Consider the following 17351-nt stretch of genomic DNA (forward strand, 5'->3'; position numbering starts at 1 on the left):
ATGGTAAGGCCCGCCGCGGGCCGCGGCAAGACGGGTGCGGTTGACTTGCGGAGGCAACCCGTGTTCACTGGTCGGCGTATTGATTCCCTGTTCCGGAGCCATCGGACATTCCAGGAGGCCTCGCGTGATGACCAAGTCGCGATTGTTGTTCGTGGCGGCATGCCTGCTCGGCACCGCCCTCGCCGCCGGCGCCCAGACCCCGCCGCCGCCCGCGCCCTTCGCCGGCGCCCCGGCGCATCTGCTGCGCCTGGCCGATATCTCGGCCGACCACATCGTCTTCACCTACGAGGGCGACCTCTGGCTCGTGGGCGACGAGGGTGGCATTCCGCGCCGCCTGACCACGGGCCACGGCACCGAGCAGGACGCCAAGTTCTCTCCCGACGGCCAGTGGCTCGCCTTCACCGGCGAGTACGACGGCGGCCGCGACGTCTACGTCATGCCCGTCCTCGGCGGCGAGCCGCGTCGGCTCACCTTCCATCCCGGCCGCGACCAGGTCATCGACTGGCACCCCGACGGCCAGCGCATCCTCCTGCGCTCCGGGCGCGCGCATCCCACCGGCGAGCCCCAGTTCTTCCTGGTCGACCGCGACGGCGGCCTGCCCGTGCCGGTGGCCACAGATCGCGGCGCCCTGGGCTGCTACTCGCCTGACGGCGGCCAGCTCGCCTACAACCGCATCCCCCGCGAGAACCGCACCTGGAAGCGCTACCAGGGCGGCATGGCCCAGGACCTCTGGCTCGCCGACTTCACGACGGGCGAGATCGTCCAGGCCACGCGCTGGACCGGCACCGACAACTACCCCATGTGGATCGGCGACCGCGTCTACTTCAACAGCGACCGCGAGGACGGCACCCTGAACCTCTGGTCGCTCGACCCCGCCGACCCCACCGCCGCGCCCACGCGCCTGACCGACTACACCGACTACGACGTCAAGTATCCCTCCGCCGGCCCCGGCCGCATCGTCTTCCAGTACGGCGAGCAGCTCCACGTGCTCGACATCGCCACCGGCCGCGTGCGCCCGGTGGTGGTGGACCTGCGCAGCGACCGCGTGCCCATGCGCCCCGAGCTGGTGGCGGTCGACCCGCAGGCCGGCAGCTTCGGGCTGTGTCCCGCCGGCAAGGCCCTGCTGCTCGAGGCCCGCGGCGAGATCCTCACCGTCCCGGTCAAGGACGGTCCGTGGCAGAACCTCACCGCGACCAGCGGCAGCCGCGAGAAGGACGCCGCCTGGTCCCCCGACGGCGAGCAGATCGCCTTCGTCAGCGACCGCACCGGCGCCGAGCAGCTCTACCTCGTGCCGGCCCAGGGCGGCGACTGGCGCCAGCTCACCGACGGCGAGTTCGGCATGATCCTGCCCCCGCGCTGGTCCCCCGACGGCAAGTGGCTCCTCTTCGGCGACAAGTTCATGCGGCTGAACCTGGTGGAAGTGAAGTCGGGCAAGCTCGCGGTGATCGACCAGGGCGAGTACGACGACGCCTGGGAACGCTGGGGCATCCTCGACTACGTCTGGTCGCCCGATTCGCGCTGGGTCGCCTACACCAAGAACACCGCCAACATGCACGAGGTGATCACGCTCTACGACCGCCAGAAGGGCACGGGCGTCCAGGTCACCGACGCCATGTTCACCTCCTGGTCGCCGAGCTTCGACCCCGAGGGCCGCTACCTCTGGTTCCTCAGCAACCGCACCTACGCGCCCACCATGGGCCGCATCGACCAGAACCACATCTTCCTGGACTGCGCGCGCCCCTACCTAGCGCTCCTGCAGGACGGCGTGCGCTCGCCCTTCGACCCCGCCGCGGACGAGGTGGCGGCCGCCGACGAGAAGGACGACGCCGAGAAGGCGATCACGGTCGACCTGGACGGGCTCCAGGGCCGCATCGTGGCCGCCAAGGGCTGCGACGCCGGCAACTGGTTCCGCCTCGAGGCCACCGCCGAGGGCTGCCTGCTGCTGCGTCGCGACGAGCCGGTGTTCCTCAAGTACCAGAACGTCGACGACCGCACCACCGACCGCGATCTGACGCTGGTCAAGTACACCCTGGCCGACGAGGAGACCGCCGACCTGGGCGACGGGGTGACCAACTACCACCTCTCGGCCGACGGCAAGCAGTGCGTGGTCCGCCAGGGCGCCGGCTACACCGTGGCCGCCGTGGGCGAGGAGTTCGGCAAGACGGGCGAGAAGGTCGACCTCGCGGACATCCGCCTGCGCGTGGTGCGCGAGGAGGAATACCGCCAGATCTTCGACGAGGCCTGGCGCGTCCAGCGCGACTGGTTCTACGACGCCGGCATGCACGGCGAGGACTGGGACGCGGTCCACGCCAAGTACGCGCGGTTCCTGCCCTGGTGCGGCCACCGCGATGACCTGCGCTACCTCATCGGCGAGATGATCTCGGAGCTGAACATCGGCCACACCTACGTCTACGGCGGCGACTACCAGGGCGGCCCCACCCGCATCGGCACCGGCCTGCTCGGCTGCGACCTGGTGCTCGATCCCGAGGTGGGCCGCTACCGCATCGCGCGCATCCTGCCCGGCTGGGACTGGAACGAGCGCTGGATCTCGCCGCTGGCCGCCCCCGGCGTGGGCGTCCGCGCGGGCGAGTACGTGCTGGCCGTCGACGGGGTCGACATCACCGCCGCGATGAACCCCTACGCCGCGCTGGTGGACAAGGCCGGCCGGGTGGTCGCCTTGACGCTGAGCGAGAAGGGCCGCGAGGCCGACCGCGTGGTGAAGGTCGAGACGCTGCGCGGCGAGTTCGGGCTGCGCTACCGCGAGTGGGTGGAGGGCAACCGCGCCAAGGTGGCCGAGCTGTCGGGCGGCCATATCGGCTACCTGCACCTGCCCAACATGATGGAGCCAGGCCTCATCGAGTTCGCGGCCTACTGGTATCCGCAGACCGGCCTGGACGCCATGATCATCGACGAGCGCTACAACGGCGGCGGCTTCGTGGGCGACATGATCATCGACCGGCTCGAGCGCGAGCTGTGGTCGCTGACCATTCCCCGCGAGGGCAAGGCGGGCCGCAATCCCGAGCGCGCCATGCACGGCCCGCTCGCGGTGCTGATCAACGAGGACACCGGTTCCAACGGCGAGTTCTTCGCCCAGGCCATCAAGGAGAAGGACCTGGCCCACATCATCGGCATGCGTACCTGGGGCGGCGCCATCGGCATCGAGCCGCACCAGGACCTGGTGGACGGCGGCGTGACCACACCGCCGCAGTTCGGCCTCTACGGCCTGGCGTCGGGCGACTGGCTCATCGAGGGCTGGGGCGTGGAGCCGCACGAGGTGGTGCAGAACATGCCCGCCGACGTGGTGGCCGGGAAGGATGCGCAGCTCGAGGCCGCGGTCACGCACCTGCTGGGCGAGCTGCAGCGCAAGGGCGGCGAGTGGACGATCCCGCCGACGCCCGACTATCCGGACAAGAGCCGGCCGCGGATGAGCGGGGTGAATCGCTAGGACGAATCTCCTGGTAGAGAAAAGCGGGTCGCCTCGATGGGGCGGCCCGCGTTTCTTGACTGAACCTGAACCCGAAATCTCTTACAATTCCCCATCCGGCGACGTTCCGTCTCTACCGGAGGCGACTCGCGTTCCCGCCGTCCGCAACCCATCTCCTGACGCCCATCCCAAGGAGAGACCGACATGCGCACCCTGCGTCCGTTCCTCGTCCTCTCGATCCTGGCCGGCCTGCTGCTGGCCGGCTGCAGTGACGATTCCACCGCGCCCACCGAGCCGGCGGCCGTCGATGTCGCCAAGGCGGGCGGACAGACCCTGCCCATCGACCAGGATTTCCTCGATGCCCTCTGGGCCGATTTCGACGATCAGACCTGGAAGGAATACCCCATCACCTTCAACCGCTCGGGCGACTGCGTCACCTTCCATCCCGACGACTGGCCCGAGGGCTGGGACGTGGTGGTCACGGTGCCGGGCGACGCCCGGTTCGTCGGGGAGCCCCCGGTCTCCATGACGATCCTGATCCCCGCCAACGAGACCAACGTCATCGACGACGCCTCGCTCTTCATGATCGACAACCAGCCGCGGAGCACGGCGATCACTGTGGCGGTCTATCCGCATTCCTGGTACGACGAGAACGACTATCTGCCGCACCATAGCACCTACCGCCTCCTGAACGACGGCATGAGCAGCGAGGTGGAGTTCGACCGCTTCCACTTCGGACCGACGCCCATGCCGCCCTGGAGCACGCCGCCCTGCGTCCTCTACCTCACCGCGGACGAACGGCCGGAACGGCGCCAGAAGTACGTGGCCGACCGGCAGATCCCGGGGGACGACTAGGGGCCGGCCGCCAGCACGGCGTGTAGCTGGTAATGCCCCCAGTAGAAGGGGTGCTGCCACTCGGGGTGCAGGTGACGGAGATCGGACTGGGCGGCCTGGAGCGAGGCCGCCCTGTCCTTGCCTGCCAGCCAGTGCTGGTAGAAGAGGAGCGCGAGTTCGCGGGCGGCACGGTCGTCGATGCGGTGGGTGCTGGCGATCACCGACCCGGCGCCGGCGCGCAGGAACGCACGGGCGAAACTGTCCAGACCCGAACCGGTGGCGTGGCCCACGCCGGATCCCTCGCAACACGACAAGAAGACCAGCGCGGCATCCAGGTGCAGTTCGCTCACCTCGGGGATGGTCAGGGGCTGGGACGAGCCGGCTGCGGCCAGCCGCAAGGTGGCTTGGCCAGGCAGACCCTCGCTCACACGCGTGTGGCTGGCGATATGCAGCACGCGGTAGGCCGCGAGGTCGAGCTGCTGGAGCGCCGGCCAGCTGGCGTGGTCGCCCGTGAGCACCGTGGACTCGCCGCCGGGCCAGAGCGCGGCCACCGCCCGGGCCTCGGCCTCGGCGTGGGCGAGGGCGGGGTCTTCGCCGCTGGCGTTCACGCCCACGGCGAGTAGGGAGCCGTCGGGCGTGCGGGCGTGGCGGGCCAGGGTGGTCAGGCTGGCGAGGTGGATGACCGGGCCGCGGTCCACCACCAGCTCGTCGGGACCCAGGGACAGGGCGGGCCAGGGGATGGCGGCGAGGGCGCCTGGGGCCGCGACGAGCAGCGCGTGTCCGGGTTGCCAGACGTCGAGGATCGGAGAGAGCAGGAGCTGGGCGAGGCGGGCGGTGTCGGCGCGCTGGACCGGACGGTCGGGCGCCTCGGTATCGGTCAGGACGCCCTCGGCGAGGTGCTGGAGCGCGGTGGGGTCGGCGATCTCGTGGAGCGACCAGCCCGAGGCCGTGCCGTACCAGGCGAACGAACGCGACTCGCCCAGGAAGAAGCAGGCGGCGGCCGTGCCCGTGGCGAGATCGAGGTCGGCGAGTTGCGCCGCGGTGGGTTCGGGGCCGTCGGGATCCAGGCGCCAGCGGGCGGCCTCGGCGGCGGCGAGAGTCTCCAGGGCGGCGCCCGGGCGGCCGGCGAGACGCGGATGGTCGTGCAGGATGGCGATGGTGGCCTCGGCCACCTCGCGGTGGAGCGGGCGGTTGAAGGCCCGGAGGATCTCGTGGTTGGACTCGCGTCGGGTGCGACCCGGATCCAGCGCCACCGACCGCAGCGCGGTCAGGGCCGCCTCGGGACGGTCGAGTGCGGCCAGCGCGCGGCCACGCTCGAGCTGGAGGCGGGCGCGCAGGTCGCGCGGCGCGTCGGGGCGGAGGATGTCCTGAGCGGCGTCCAGCTGCGCGAGCGCCTGTCCGAAATCGCCTGCGGCCGCCTCGGTCATGCCCAGCAGCAAGGTCGACGCCAGGCGGGTCCAGTACTCGGGGACATCGCGGGTCCCGGCGAAGAGCGCGCGGGCCTCATCGAGTTCGCCGAGGCGGACGAGGACCTGGCCCAGGCGGACGCGGCCACGGTTCAGGAGGTTGGGGTCGCCCAGCTCACGGGCCAGGGCGAGGGCCTGGCGGTAGCGCGTGGCGGCGGCTTGCGGGTCGCCTGCCAGCTCGGCCACCCGGCCGCACGTGAGTTCGTGATCGAAGCGGGCGAAGAGTGTGCTGCCGGCCTCGATGCACCCGGCGGCCAGCGTGAGTTCCCGGTCGGCCTCGGCGAACTCGCCCTGGCTGGCGTGGAAGCGGGCGGCGAGGTGGGCCAGGTCCAGGCGCGGGTCGTAGGTGCCCTGGCGCACGAGGAACGCAGGGTTCCGGCGGGCCCGATCGAGGAGGCGGTAGACACGGTCGGGCCGGCCGGAATCCAGGCTCTCCTCGATCTGCTCGAGCACGATCACCCGCTCCAGCTCGGGATCGAGGTCGTCGCCCAGCGCGGTGCGGATCGAATCGGCGCGGGCGAACTGGCCGAGCTGGCTGAAGTAGCCGACCCAGAACATGGCGACCTGGTCCTGGCGGCCCCGGGGCGTGCCGACCGTGTCGAGGTGGGCGGCGCGGTCGAGCCAGACCCGGGTCGAGTCGAGCCGTCCGAGGTGGCGGTGGTCGTTGCTCAGCAGGAAGCAATCGGTGATGGCGGCGCCGGTGTCGGCGTGGGCGAGGGCGAAGTCGAGGGCGCGACGGTGCAGGCCGAGGGCGTCGTGCCAGCGGCCCAGGGCGCCGGCGACCTCGGCCTGCTGCTCGAGGGCTTCGCGCTGCCAGCGGACGTGGTCGTGGGTCCGGGCCAGTTCCTCCACCGCCTGGTAGACCGACTGTGCCGAGGCGAATTCGCAGCGCACTTCGTGCACGCGCCCGGCGGCGAGCCGGCTGCGGATCTCCAGGATGGTGTGGCCGTCGCGACGGGCCAGCTCGGTGGCCACCAGCGCGGCCTGGAGCGCGTCGTCGAGGCGGCCGAGGTTGCGGCTGTAGACGCTGATGTCGCGCCACCAGGCGGCGGCCAGCGGCAGCCCGCCCACCTGCCAGGCCGTTGCGAGGCTGCTCTCGAGGCGCACCAGGGCGGCCAGGTGGTCGCCGGCCAGGCTCTCGGTCAGCGCCAGCCGCGACTCGAGCCAGAGCCGCTGCAGGGAGTCGAGCTGGTTCGCGGCGCTGTCGGCGGCTGCGGCGGCGTAGAAACGCTGCTCGGCGCCGGGTTCCCAGCCCCACCAGTAGCGGGCGTGGAGATAGTGAGCCACCGCGCGGGTGGTGTCCTGGCCGGCGGCGCGGTCGTAGAGACGGTCGAAGCGGTCGGGATCCTGGAGCTGGTCCTGGCGCAGGCAAGCGACCTCGATCCAGAGGAAGTGCTCGGGTTCGGCGGCCCAGAGCGCGAAGAAGGTGTCGGCGGCGACGGCGCGGGTGCGGGCGTTCTGGAGCGCCTCGCGGAGGTCGAAGTAGGCGCGGACGTCGGCGGCGGCAGGGGCGGGCGGCGAATCGGTGGCCAGCAGGCGTTCCTGGAGTTCGACCGCGTCGCGCACGGCGGGCGAGAGCAGGTGGCGGGGGAGCGTCTCGAGGGCCGGCTCGTCCGGGCCGCAGCCCGCCAGCACGCCGGTCAGCGCCAGCAGGAAGGCGAACAGAGCTAGCCGGTGGACAGGGGTTTTGATGCTCTGTACCATCTAGGTTCACCTCGATGCTCGGCACCGGCAGTGTCGCCCGCGTCCGCAAGCTGCCGGCTGCAGTCCCTTCCATTGGTCCGCCCATGCACCAGACCTCAGGCTCCACGTCCCCCGGCGACCGCGAACCCGATCTCCGGGCCTACCGGCGCGGAGAACCGGGCGCCGCCGATCGTCTGCTGGACGGTCTGCGGCCCCCCGTGGCGCGCGATGTGGCGCGGCTCCTGGGCGCGGCCGACCACGAGGCCGACGACGTGGTTCAGGAATCGCTGGTGGCCACCATGCAATACCTGGCGCGCGATGTCGAGTTCGAGGGCGACCTGGTGCGGCTGGCGGTGACCATCGCCCGCAACCGGTGCCGCGACCTGCTACGCTGGCGACGGCGGCGGCCCCGGGCCGGGGTCGAATCGCTGGCCGGCTGGCTGGCCGACCCCGCAAGGTCGGCGCTGGACGAGCTGGAGGCCGCCGAGCGCCGTGATGCGCTGCAGCGCGCGCTGTCGCGCGTCTCCGCCGATTGCCGCGACTTGCTCGCGGCGCTCTACCTCGAGGAGCTGCCCACAGAGATGGTCCGCGCGCGCCTGGGCCTGGGCACGGTGCAGGGCGTCTACTACCGTCGCGAGAAATGTCTGCGACGCCTTAAAAAGTTCTTACAGGAAACCTGGGCGGGACGTTCCGGTGTCAGGGATTGGCGGGAGAGATCGACAGGGGGAGGAACCGAGCATGACTGATCGATGGGATCTCGAATGCATCGATCCCGAGCTCGGTGGGGAGCTATGGCGCCTCGACGATCCGGACACTGAGCCGTCGGTGAGGGAGCGACTCCGGATCCATTGCACGTTCTGCGCGGCTTGCCGTCTGCAGCGCGCGGTGGACACCGAGCTGGTGGACGGGTTACGCAGGGGGGAGTTGACGCTCCCTCCTGCGCGAGGAGCGGGCGTCCGCTGGCCCCGGATCCTCACGCGGTCCGGGGTGGCGGCCCTGGCGGCCGGCCTGGCGCTGCTGCTCGTCCTGCCGCCCCATTCTGGGGGCGGGGTGGGAGTGACACGCAGCGGTGTCGACCAGCCCGCTATCGAGCGGCCACTGGCGGAAGAGATCGTCTCCGGTGGGCGCCCGCACATCAACTGGACCGCGCTGGACGGCGCCACGGCCTACGAGGTGACCGTCCGGTCGGTCGGCGGCGACTACGAGTGGACCACGAGGTCGGAGGGTCCCGTGGTGCGCATCCCCGAGGATCGACCGCTGCCGGTGGGGGAACGTTTCCGGGTGTCCGTGGCGCCGATCCCGGCGCACGTGGCGCCCGCGGGGAGGATCCGCAGCACGTTCCGCACCGGACGGTTCGATCAGTTCGTGCGCTACCGGGTCCGCTCCGGTTCGCTGCTGGCGCGCGCGATCGTCCTGGCGGGGGGGATGGCGATCATCGGGGGGCTGCTCCTCGGACGGCGTCCGCGACGATCGTTCCAGTGAACCGTCGGGAGGCGGCCACCTCGTTGGTGAGGTGGCCGCCTGATCTCATCTGACCAGCGCCACCCGCTGGGTCACCACGCCCGCGGCGTGGCGCACCTGCACCAGGTAGACGCCCGACGCCGCCTCGCGGCCGCCGTCGTCGCGACCATCCCAGGTCACGGTCCGCCGGCCTGCCGCCAGCGCGCCGTCGAGCAGTCGGGCGACCAGCCGTCCGCGCAGGTCGTACACGCTCAGTTCCACGTCACCGGTCCGCGGCAGCCAGAGCTCGATGCTCGTGCGCGGGTTGGCCGGGTTCGGCGCCACGGCGAGCTGCGGTCGCTGCCAGGCGCTCGCGCGCTCGACCGTGACCGTGCGCCGCCCCACCTCGGCCCACGCCTCGTCCGCCTCGCGGCCGGCGAGGAGATAGGTGACCTCGCCGCCGCCAGCGAGAGGGGCCGCGCGATCCATCGCGCACCAGGCGCCCTCGCCCGCTGGCAGGCAAGGCACGTCCCAGGATTCGCCGCCGGCGCGTGCGGCGGTGAGCCGGAACTCGGCCGGGCCGCCGCCGGTGGCGGCGTTCCAGTCCAGTCGCACCGCGGGCCCGAGCCCGCCGTCCAGGCTCCGGGCCGAGAACCGCTGCAGGAAGACCGGAGTCATGGTCTCGTTCCAGCGGGCGAGGCTCACCGAGGCGTAGCCGCCGGCCCGGGTGAAGTCGCCGCCTAGAAAAAGGCGCTCGTCGTGGACGTGCAGCGCGCGGACCCCGGTGTACCAGAAGCCGCCCGAGACGCCGCTGCCGAAGGACTCCCAGGCGGCGCCGGTCCACAGCGCCGCGTTGTTGACGGTCAGACCATCGACGGTGTCGAAGGCGCCGCCCACCACCAGGCCCGCCGACCCGGCGAGCAGCGTGGCCACCTCGGTGAGGTCGTCGGAACCCACGAAGGTGCCGGCGTCGTGCCACTGGTCGCCGTCCCAGCGCGAGAGCGCCACCACCTCCTCGCCCGTGACGTAGAAGCGGCGGCCGGCCCAGAGCTGACCGCCGTACGAGGCGAGGGCACGGATCTGTCCGTCCAGTCCGTCGCCCAGCGCGTGCCAGCTGGACCCGTCCCAGCGCGCCACGCGGTTGGCCGGAACGCCGTCGAGGGCCGAGAAGTAGCCGGCGATGTAGAGGTCGCCGTCATGGGAGGCCATGGCGGTCACCGTGCCGCCCTCCATCTGGCCCAGGCCGAGGACGGCGAAGGTGGCGCCATCCCAGGAGACGAGGTCGTCGCAGGGCACGCCGCCGGCGCTGTTGAACGAGCCGCCGGCGATGAGCAGGCCGTCGTGGATCACCAGGGCGTTGACCGTGCCGTCGATACCGTTGCCGCCGCCCACCGGTTGCCAGGCCTCGCCGTCCCAGCGCGCGAGGTGGCCGATGGGCACGCCGCCCGAGGTCTCGAACCCGCCCGCGGCGTGGAGCTGGCCCTGGAAGACCGCGAGGTCGAGGACCTCGTCGGTGAAGCCGCGGCTGAGCGGCAGCCAGTGGCGACCGTCGTAGCGGCCCACGTTGTAGCAGTGCGGGACCTCGGGGCTCATGGACTCGAGATTGAAATAGCCGCCGGCGATGAGGTCGCCGTCATGGGAGGTGAAGGCGCTCACGTAGGCGCGAGCCTCGGCGGTGGAGGCCAGGCCGCCGCCCACGTGGCGCCAGCCGTCGCCGTCCCAGCGCGCCAGGCCGTCGCCGTAGCCGATGCCCTCGGTGAAGTGGCCGCCGGCGTAGATGGAGGTGGCGAACTCGTCGAGGACCCGGACGTTGGCGAGGGTGTCGTAGGGCGAACTCCAGCCGTCGACGGTGTGCAAGCGAACCGTCTGGTCGGTGGCCAGCACGAAGCTGTGGTCGTAGGGGATGATGTCACGGACCCAGCCGCCGGGCAGCGTGTCGGTGAACGGGTACAGTTCATGACTGAGGTAGGCCTTGGCCAGGAGGGGGCTGTCCTCGCCCTCCACCGTCTGGAACCGCCCCATCACCCAGAGCGTGGAACCGCCCGACCGTAGCCGTTCGACCCGGTCGTCGAAGCCGACCCCGGTGCCGGGCGCGGTCCAGCGATCCTCGAACATGTAGGCCAGGTAGGGCATGGTGTGGGGGTGGGCGTAGTCGAAGTCGCCGCCGGCCCAGAGCTCGCCGCCGAACACCTCGAGGCTGTACACGGTCCCGTAGTCCCAGCCCTGGAACGTGAGGTTGTTGCTGGCGGCCTGGGCCCATTCGACGCCGTTCCACCCGGCCACCCGGCCGGTGGACACGTCGCCCATCATGGTGAAGTTGCCGCCGGCGTACAGGATCCCCAGATCGTACTCGAGGCAGTAGACCATGCCGTTGGGTCCGCCGTCGCCCAGGCTGTACCAGTTCCCATCGTGCCAGCGGGCGATGCCGGCCGCTGGCTGGCCGCCGGCCGAGCTGAAGTTGCCGCAGACGTAGACGGCCTGGTCGAGGACCACCATGTCGTAGACCTCGCCGTCGACCCCCTCGTCCAGGGCGTGCCACTGGTAACCGTCGTAACGCGCGATGTTGCTGGCGGGGACCGTGCCGACGCGGTCGAAGAGGCCGGCCACGTAGAGGTTGCCGTCGCGGTAGCCGAGGGCGTAGACCGTGCCGGATGTGTTCTGGTAGCCGAGGCCGAAGGCGGCGAAGCTGCGGGACCAGAGCGAATCGTCGGCGGACGCGGGCGGGCTCAATGCGACGAGCAGGGCCATGAGGGCGAGGAGGAGTTTCATGGCGGGGCTCCTTGGGGAGGGCTATGGGGTTGTGATATTGGACGTTCAGCGCGGCGGTGCGTCACGGAAGGGAACGTCTAATCCTCACTTCCCGTACCGGCAGTGCCACGGGCCGCACCCGTGCGTCGCCGATGGGATAGACGCGTTCGCATACGAACCGGATATCCCGCCGCCCGTCTCCCGGGACCGCGGCCAGCGGGATCTCCAGCGCGGTCCAGTGCCACGGCTGGATCTCGATCTCTCCCGACCACACCGCGCGCCCGTTCTCCACCACCGTCAGCACCTGTCCGTCGATCATCTCCTTCGAGTTGGACACCTCCAGCCGCAAGGTGGCGTCCCCCGGGACCAGCGCCACCAGTTGCCCCTCGCGCGCGCGCAACATGCGTCCCCAGCTCGCTGGCGGATCCCAGCCCGAGCCGAACGCCAGGCTCGCGTATTCGGAGTCCACGCTCACCTGCCGCACCTGCACTCCGTCGACCTCGTCCACGAGTGGCAGGTCCGCGGCGGCCGCGCCCTCGCGGGTGAGCAGGAGCGCGGGACGGTCGGGCAGCACGTCCAGGTAGGCCGGCGGGATCATGAGTCCGAAATCGTGGCAGACGGTGGCCTCCACCCCGGCCTTGCGCAGTTGCAGCAGGAGGCCCGAGAGAATGGACCAGAGCTCGCGGTCGGCGCGGGCGATGTGGACCCCGGTGTCGCGCAGGCCGGGCTCGGCCGCGAGGATCCGATCGGCCAGCGCCGCCGCGGTGCGGCCCTTGGCGAGCGGCAACTCGGCGCGGCTCTCCCGGTCGTCGGCCAGGAAGCCGGTCAGAGCCCAGCCCGCCACCACCAGGCCCGCCACCAACGCGAGCGACCGGGCAGGGCGCCACCGCCACACCGATTCGAGACCGCGCCACAGCCCCACGGCCCAGAGGAGCGCCGTGGCCGGAGTGAGCCAGGCCAGGATGTAGGGGAACACCGGGCCGCGGATGCGCAGCACCGAGAAGAGGCCCCAGACCAGGACGACCAGCGCGGCGAGGACCAGCCGGCAGCCCGGCGACTCGTCCCGGCGCCGGCACAGGCCGACCACGAGCCAGCCGCCCAGGACGATCTGGGCGAGCAGGGCGAGCCACACCGCGGCCGAGTCGGCCGGCGCCCAGGCGGCGTGGGCGCGGCCGGGGAACGGCGACGCCATGGCGCCAGCCAGGGCCAGCGGCAGCGCCGCCACCGCCTGCGCCCCCAGCAGGAATCGTAGCGACGGCTCCTCGAGGACGTACGGCTTGCGGAAGAAGCGGACGAGGTCCATGGCGTTGGATTCGCTGCCGCGGGCGAGGTCAGCGAGCACCGGCAGCCAGCAGAGGAGCGCCAGACCGCCCAGGGTCCAGAGCCAGCGGTGACCGAGCGCCAGGCCGCGCCCGCCCGGCACGAGCACACCCACCAGGAGCAGCAGCGAACACACCGGCACGAAGAGGACGTGGAGCTGGATCAGGATCCCGCCCAGCAACGCGGCTGCGAGCCAGGAACCGGGATCCCGGCGGTCGAAGCGGGCCGTGAGGGCGAACATGGCGAACAGTGGGAGGAGGCACTGGTAGGGTCCCCAGGGGCTGGTCACGAGCGGGGAACCCAGGTAGCGCAGGGTCAAAAGGCCGATCACGACCGCGGCCAGCGCAGCGCGCGTGGTGGTCGGGCGCAGGAGGAGGAGCAGGACCGCCAGGGCCAGCAGGTTGAGCACGAGGGCGCCCACGTTCACCGCCACCGAGTGCCGCAGGCCGAGGAGATACCAGGGCAGCAGGAGGTAGGTGCCGGCGGGGCCGGGGTGGTGGAACTCGAAGCGGCTGTAGGCGCCGGTGGTGGGCCAGTGCGCGGGGACCTGCGCCAGCTCGAGCTCGATGATGGCGGCGTCGGCGGCGGGCATGGCGCGGGCCGCGGGGTGGGCGAGCTCGCGGACGCCGACCACGAGCAGCGGCAGGACGAGGACGGCGAGCAGGGCGGCGAGGCCGCTCCAGGCGGGAAGCCTGGACACGAGGCGGGCGATCGCGGGTGGGACTGGCGGCACGGGCGCTCCCTCCGGAGGTGGTCGGTCGTCCGCAGACTATACCGGTCCCGCGTGTGCGATCAAGGCGCCAGCAGCCGGAACCCCCGGCCGTGCACCGTCCGGATCTCCACCTCGGGATCGGCGGCCAGGTGCTTGCGCAGCCGCGACACGAACACGTCCATGCTGCGGCCCGAGTGGTAGGTGTCGGCGCCCCAGATCCGGCGCAGCGCGGTGGAGCGCTCGAGGACGCGCCCGCGGTACTGGCAGAGCAGCGCCAGCAGCTCGCTCTCGCGGGTGGTGAGCGCGTGCTCCTGATCGTCGAGGACGAGGACGTCGCGCTGCGGGTCGAAGCGGTAGCGGCCGAGGCGGTAGGCGTTGCCGGCTGTGTCCGGCGCCGCGCCGTGCCGCGCCAGCACCGCCTCCAGGCGCACCAGCAGCTCCTCCATGGAGAACGGCTTGGTGAGGTAGTCGTCGCAGCCGAGGCGGAAGCCCGCCACCTTGTGCTCGCTCAGCGACTTGGCGGTGATGAAGACGAAGGGCGGCCGGTCGGGGCGCTCGGCGAGGCGGCGAGCGAAGTCGAAGCCGTCGAGCCGGGGCATCATGACGTCGACCAGGCAGAGGCCGAACGCCTGTTCGTCGAGCGCCGCGAGGCCGGCCTCGCCGTCGGCGCACAGGGTCACCGGGAAGCCCTCGCGCTCGAGCGACTCGCGGATGATCAGGCCCAGGTTGGGGTCGTCCTCGAGCAGCAGGATGGGTGGGCGCGCGGTCACGAGTCGACCTCCCCGGCCAGCGGCAGGACGAGGGTGGCCACGGTGCCGCCGCCGGGCCGCGCGTCCAGCGTCACGGTGCCGCCGTGGGCGGCGGCCATCAGGCGGACGTAGCTGAGGCCCAGCCCGAAGCCCTTGACGTCGTGGCGGTCGCCGCGCTGGCAGCGGAAGTAGCGCTCGAAGACGCGCTGGCGGTCGCGGGGCGCGATGCCGCAGCCGCGGTCGGCCACGGTGATGGCGAGGTGGCCGTCCGTGCTGGTTGTGTCGAGCGCCACCTCGGGCGCGGCGGGCGAGTACTTGACCGCGTTGTCGAGCAGGTTGCTCACCATGCCGGCCAGATGGACCGGGTCGGCCAGGACCACCGCGCGCGGGGCGGCGAGGTGTCGCTGGAGGCGGCCGCCGCGGGCGGCGGCCTGGAGCTCGAAGCCGTCGAGCACGGGGGCCAGCACCTCGTGGGTGTCCATGGGCACGCGGTCGAGGGCCACGGGGGCCCGTTCGAGGTGGGCGAGCTGTAGGATGCGGTCGATGTGCTCGCGCAGGCGGCCCACCTCGTCGCCGATCATGCCGGTGTAGCGTTCGAGAGTGCCGGGCTCGCGGCGGACGTCGTCGCGCGCGAGGGCCTCGCTGGCCAGGGCCATGGTGGCCAGCGGGGTCTTGAACTCGTGGGTGAGGTTGTCGACGAAGGTCACCAGCTCGCGGGCGAACCGGCGCTGGGCCACGATGGTGCGCAGGGCGACCACGGCGCAGGCGATGACCAGCGCGGTCAGGATCACCGACCCCGCCAGGAGCGGCGCGAGCTGGCGCCAGGTCCAGGCGGCGCGGCCGGGGAAGTGGACCACCAGGTCGTTGGCCGGGGCGAAGAAGTCGGTGGGGAAGAGGCGGGTGCGGAAGGGGGAGGCGGCGAGGACGGCGGCGTCGGCGCCGGGTGAACGGAGCAGGAGCTCGCCGCCGCCCGCGGGGGCGATGCCGTAGTCGGCGGCGGTGGGCAGGCCGGCGTCGGCGAGAGCCTCGTGTAGGAGCGAGTCGAGGGTGGCGGCGGCGAGACGTTCGGTCACCGGGCGGTGCGCCTGGCCCGAGAGGTCGAGGAGGATCTGGCGGACGAGCCGGGACTTGCCGGCGGCGCTCGAGTCGCGCAGCACGGTGGCGGTGATGGTGTCGGGGGAGACCCAGAGGCGGCTGGTGTCCGCGATCTGGATGACGTGCAGCGGCGTGGCGCCGGTGGTGTCGCCGGGGAAGCGGAAGAAACGCTCGAGGGCGTCGCCGGGGCCGCCGAAGCGTGCGGCGACATGCCGGCGGACCTCGCCCTGGTCGAGCTGGTCGGCGACGCGCGCCAGCGCGGCGTGGGCGGCGGCGGCGAAGGCCTGGTCCTTCTGACGGCGGGCGCCGTCGAGGAGGACGGCCTGCAGCACCACCAGGCCGATCAGCGAGACGGCCAGCAGCGTGGTCAGGACGGCGACGGTGCGGCGGGTGAGTTCCATGGGGGCATGATACGACATGGCGCGGGGGATGTTCAGCGCCCATCGCCGCGTTCACATCTCTTAACACCGCTTCACATCCCTTGACCCAACCCGGGGCCGGGCGGCGCGTAGGTTGTCAGGTGAACGAGACCTGTCCGCTCTCAACCCCGGAGGACTTCCCATGCGCCCCCTGATCCTGACCGTCCTGCTCGCCGCCTCGCTGGCCGCCGCTGCCGAACCACCCCGGATCGATAGCGTTTACGACCCGGACTCGCCGGTGGAGACGGTGGACGTCGCGCCGCTGTGGCGCATCACCGACGACGAGGACGACGGCGACATCCTGGGCGAGATCGGCGATGTGGCCTGCGATCGCGACGGCCGCAGCTACCTGCTGGACCTCAGCTTCCATACCGTGCGCGTGGTCGGCCCCGCGGGCGAGCCGCTGGGCACCCTGGGCCGCGAGGGCGACGGTCCGGGCGAGTTCCGCAACCCCGAGGACTGCCTGGTGCTCGGCGACGGCCGGGTGGGCGTCTCGCAGGTCATGCCGGGCCGGATCATCACCTTGCTCCCGTCGGGCGAGCCCGGTGAGCCGGTGGTCCTGCCGGGCGACGGCGGTATGCAGATCCTGCTGCAGGCCGACGCGGCGGCCGAGTGGGTCTACGTCTGCTCGTCGGCCATGACCATGAGCGACGAGGGCATGTCCTCGGTGACCCGGCTGCAGAGTCTGGGCCTCGACGGTACGCCGCGGGTGGTGTTCAAGGAGCAGGGCGAGCAGATGCAGGTGTCGGGCGGCCGGGCCGCGGTGGCCGCCAACGCCGCCGAGGACTTCACCCGGTTCTGGGCCGTGAGCGCCGACGGTCGCGTCTACGTGGCGCCGCGCGCCGACGCCTACGAGATCGAGGTCTACGCGCCCGACGGCACGCTGGAGCGCGTGCTCGCCGTGGCCTACGAGCACGTCCGGCGCACCGCCGAGGAGATCGCCCGGATCGAGGCGGACCGGGCGGGCGTCATGGCCCACGTGGATGCCGCCGCGTTCGGCGAGATCGAGCCCAATCGTCGCGACATCGACCGGCTCCACCCGCGCCCCGACGGCACCCTGTGGGTGGCCAGCAGCCGCGGCGACCGCGATCGGCCCGCCGGCGCGGTGGGCGCGTTCGACGTGTTCGACGGCGACGGTCGCCTGGTCAAGCGCGTCGCCCTGGGCGCGGACTTCGACCCCGCGTACGACGACTACGTCATCGTCGGCGACCGGCTCTACGTCCTCGAGGAGGTGCTGGGCGCGCCGGCCAGCTCGCCCAGCGTGGGCGGCGAGGGCGCCATGGTGGTGCGGCTCGGCCAGCGCCGGGCGCCGATGGACGAGGATCGCGAGCCGCAACCCTATGCGGTGGTCTGCTATGATCTCTCGGGGATCTGAGCTGATTCTGGCGCGGGAACCGAGAGCGCTCTAAGTCATTGTCAATATTGCTATAAAGGGATGACCGCCCCCCGGGGGACGACGGC

At 71.9% G+C, this 17351-nt stretch carries 10 protein-coding genes; 5 read left to right on the top strand and 5 right to left on the bottom strand.

What is annotated here, in order from left to right:
* Window positions 1–127: 127 nt before the first annotated feature.
* Both IFSED24_RS15840 and IFSED24_RS15845 read left to right on the top strand, forming a co-directional pair.
* A complete protein-coding gene (locus tag IFSED24_RS15840; protein WP_491332451.1) occupies window positions 128–3445 on the top strand; it encodes a S41 family peptidase in 3318 nt (1105 codons plus the stop codon).
* A 183-nt stretch (window positions 3446–3628) separates the two neighbouring features.
* A complete protein-coding gene (locus tag IFSED24_RS15845) occupies window positions 3629–4279 on the top strand; it encodes a hypothetical protein (RefSeq protein ID WP_491332452.1) in 651 nt (216 codons plus the stop codon).
* Here the strand turns inward: IFSED24_RS15845 and IFSED24_RS15850 are convergent.
* On the bottom strand, window positions 4276–7428 hold the full coding sequence (locus IFSED24_RS15850; protein WP_491332453.1) for a CHAT domain-containing protein: 3153 nt from the start codon (window positions 7426–7428) through the stop codon (window positions 4276–4278). The two genes, IFSED24_RS15845 and IFSED24_RS15850, sit on opposite strands and share 4 nt — an antisense overlap.
* 83 nt (window positions 7429–7511) lie before the next feature.
* On the opposite strand from IFSED24_RS15850, the gene IFSED24_RS15855 reads away from it, so the two are divergent.
* Window positions 7512–8153 (top strand): RNA polymerase sigma factor, encoded by a 642-nt coding sequence (locus tag IFSED24_RS15855; protein ID WP_491332454.1) that lies wholly within the window; start codon window positions 7512–7514, stop codon window positions 8151–8153.
* Window positions 8146–8889, top strand: a complete 744-nt coding sequence (locus tag IFSED24_RS15860; protein WP_491332455.1) for a hypothetical protein — start codon at window positions 8146–8148, stop codon at window positions 8887–8889. The genes IFSED24_RS15855 and IFSED24_RS15860 overlap by 8 nt, the downstream gene beginning before the upstream one ends.
* 45 nt (window positions 8890–8934) lie before the next feature.
* Here the strand turns inward: IFSED24_RS15860 and IFSED24_RS15865 are convergent, their stop codons facing one another.
* The 4 genes from IFSED24_RS15865 to IFSED24_RS15880 all read right to left on the bottom strand — a co-directional run bounded on the left by IFSED24_RS15865 (window position 8935) and on the right by IFSED24_RS15880 (window position 15872).
* The gene (locus IFSED24_RS15865) at window positions 8935–11616 is read right to left on the bottom strand and encodes a FlgD immunoglobulin-like domain containing protein (protein WP_491332456.1); all 2682 of its coding nucleotides are present in this window, start codon (window positions 11614–11616) and stop codon (window positions 8935–8937) included.
* 61 nt (window positions 11617–11677) lie between these two features.
* Window positions 11678–13615, bottom strand: a complete 1938-nt coding sequence (locus IFSED24_RS15870; protein WP_491332457.1) for a hypothetical protein — start codon at window positions 13613–13615, stop codon at window positions 11678–11680.
* A 92-nt stretch (window positions 13616–13707) separates the two neighbouring features.
* Complete coding sequence (locus IFSED24_RS15875; protein ID WP_491332458.1) at window positions 13708–14397, bottom strand: response regulator transcription factor; 690 nt, start codon at window positions 14395–14397, stop codon at window positions 13708–13710.
* On the bottom strand, window positions 14394–15872 hold the full coding sequence (locus IFSED24_RS15880) for a sensor histidine kinase (RefSeq protein ID WP_491332459.1): 1479 nt from the start codon (window positions 15870–15872) through the stop codon (window positions 14394–14396). The genes IFSED24_RS15875 and IFSED24_RS15880 overlap by 4 nt, the downstream gene beginning before the upstream one ends.
* A gap of 160 nt (window positions 15873–16032) precedes the next feature.
* Here IFSED24_RS15880 and IFSED24_RS15885 point away from each other — a divergent pair, with 160 nt between their 5' ends.
* Window positions 16033–17265: an NHL repeat-containing protein gene (locus IFSED24_RS15885; RefSeq protein WP_491332460.1), complete on the top strand. Its 1233-nt coding sequence runs from the start codon at window positions 16033–16035 to the stop codon at window positions 17263–17265.
* Window positions 17266–17351 lie beyond the last annotated feature (86 nt).

The sequence above is a fragment of the Candidatus Latescibacter sp. IFSED24 genome (assembly GCF_058273205.1).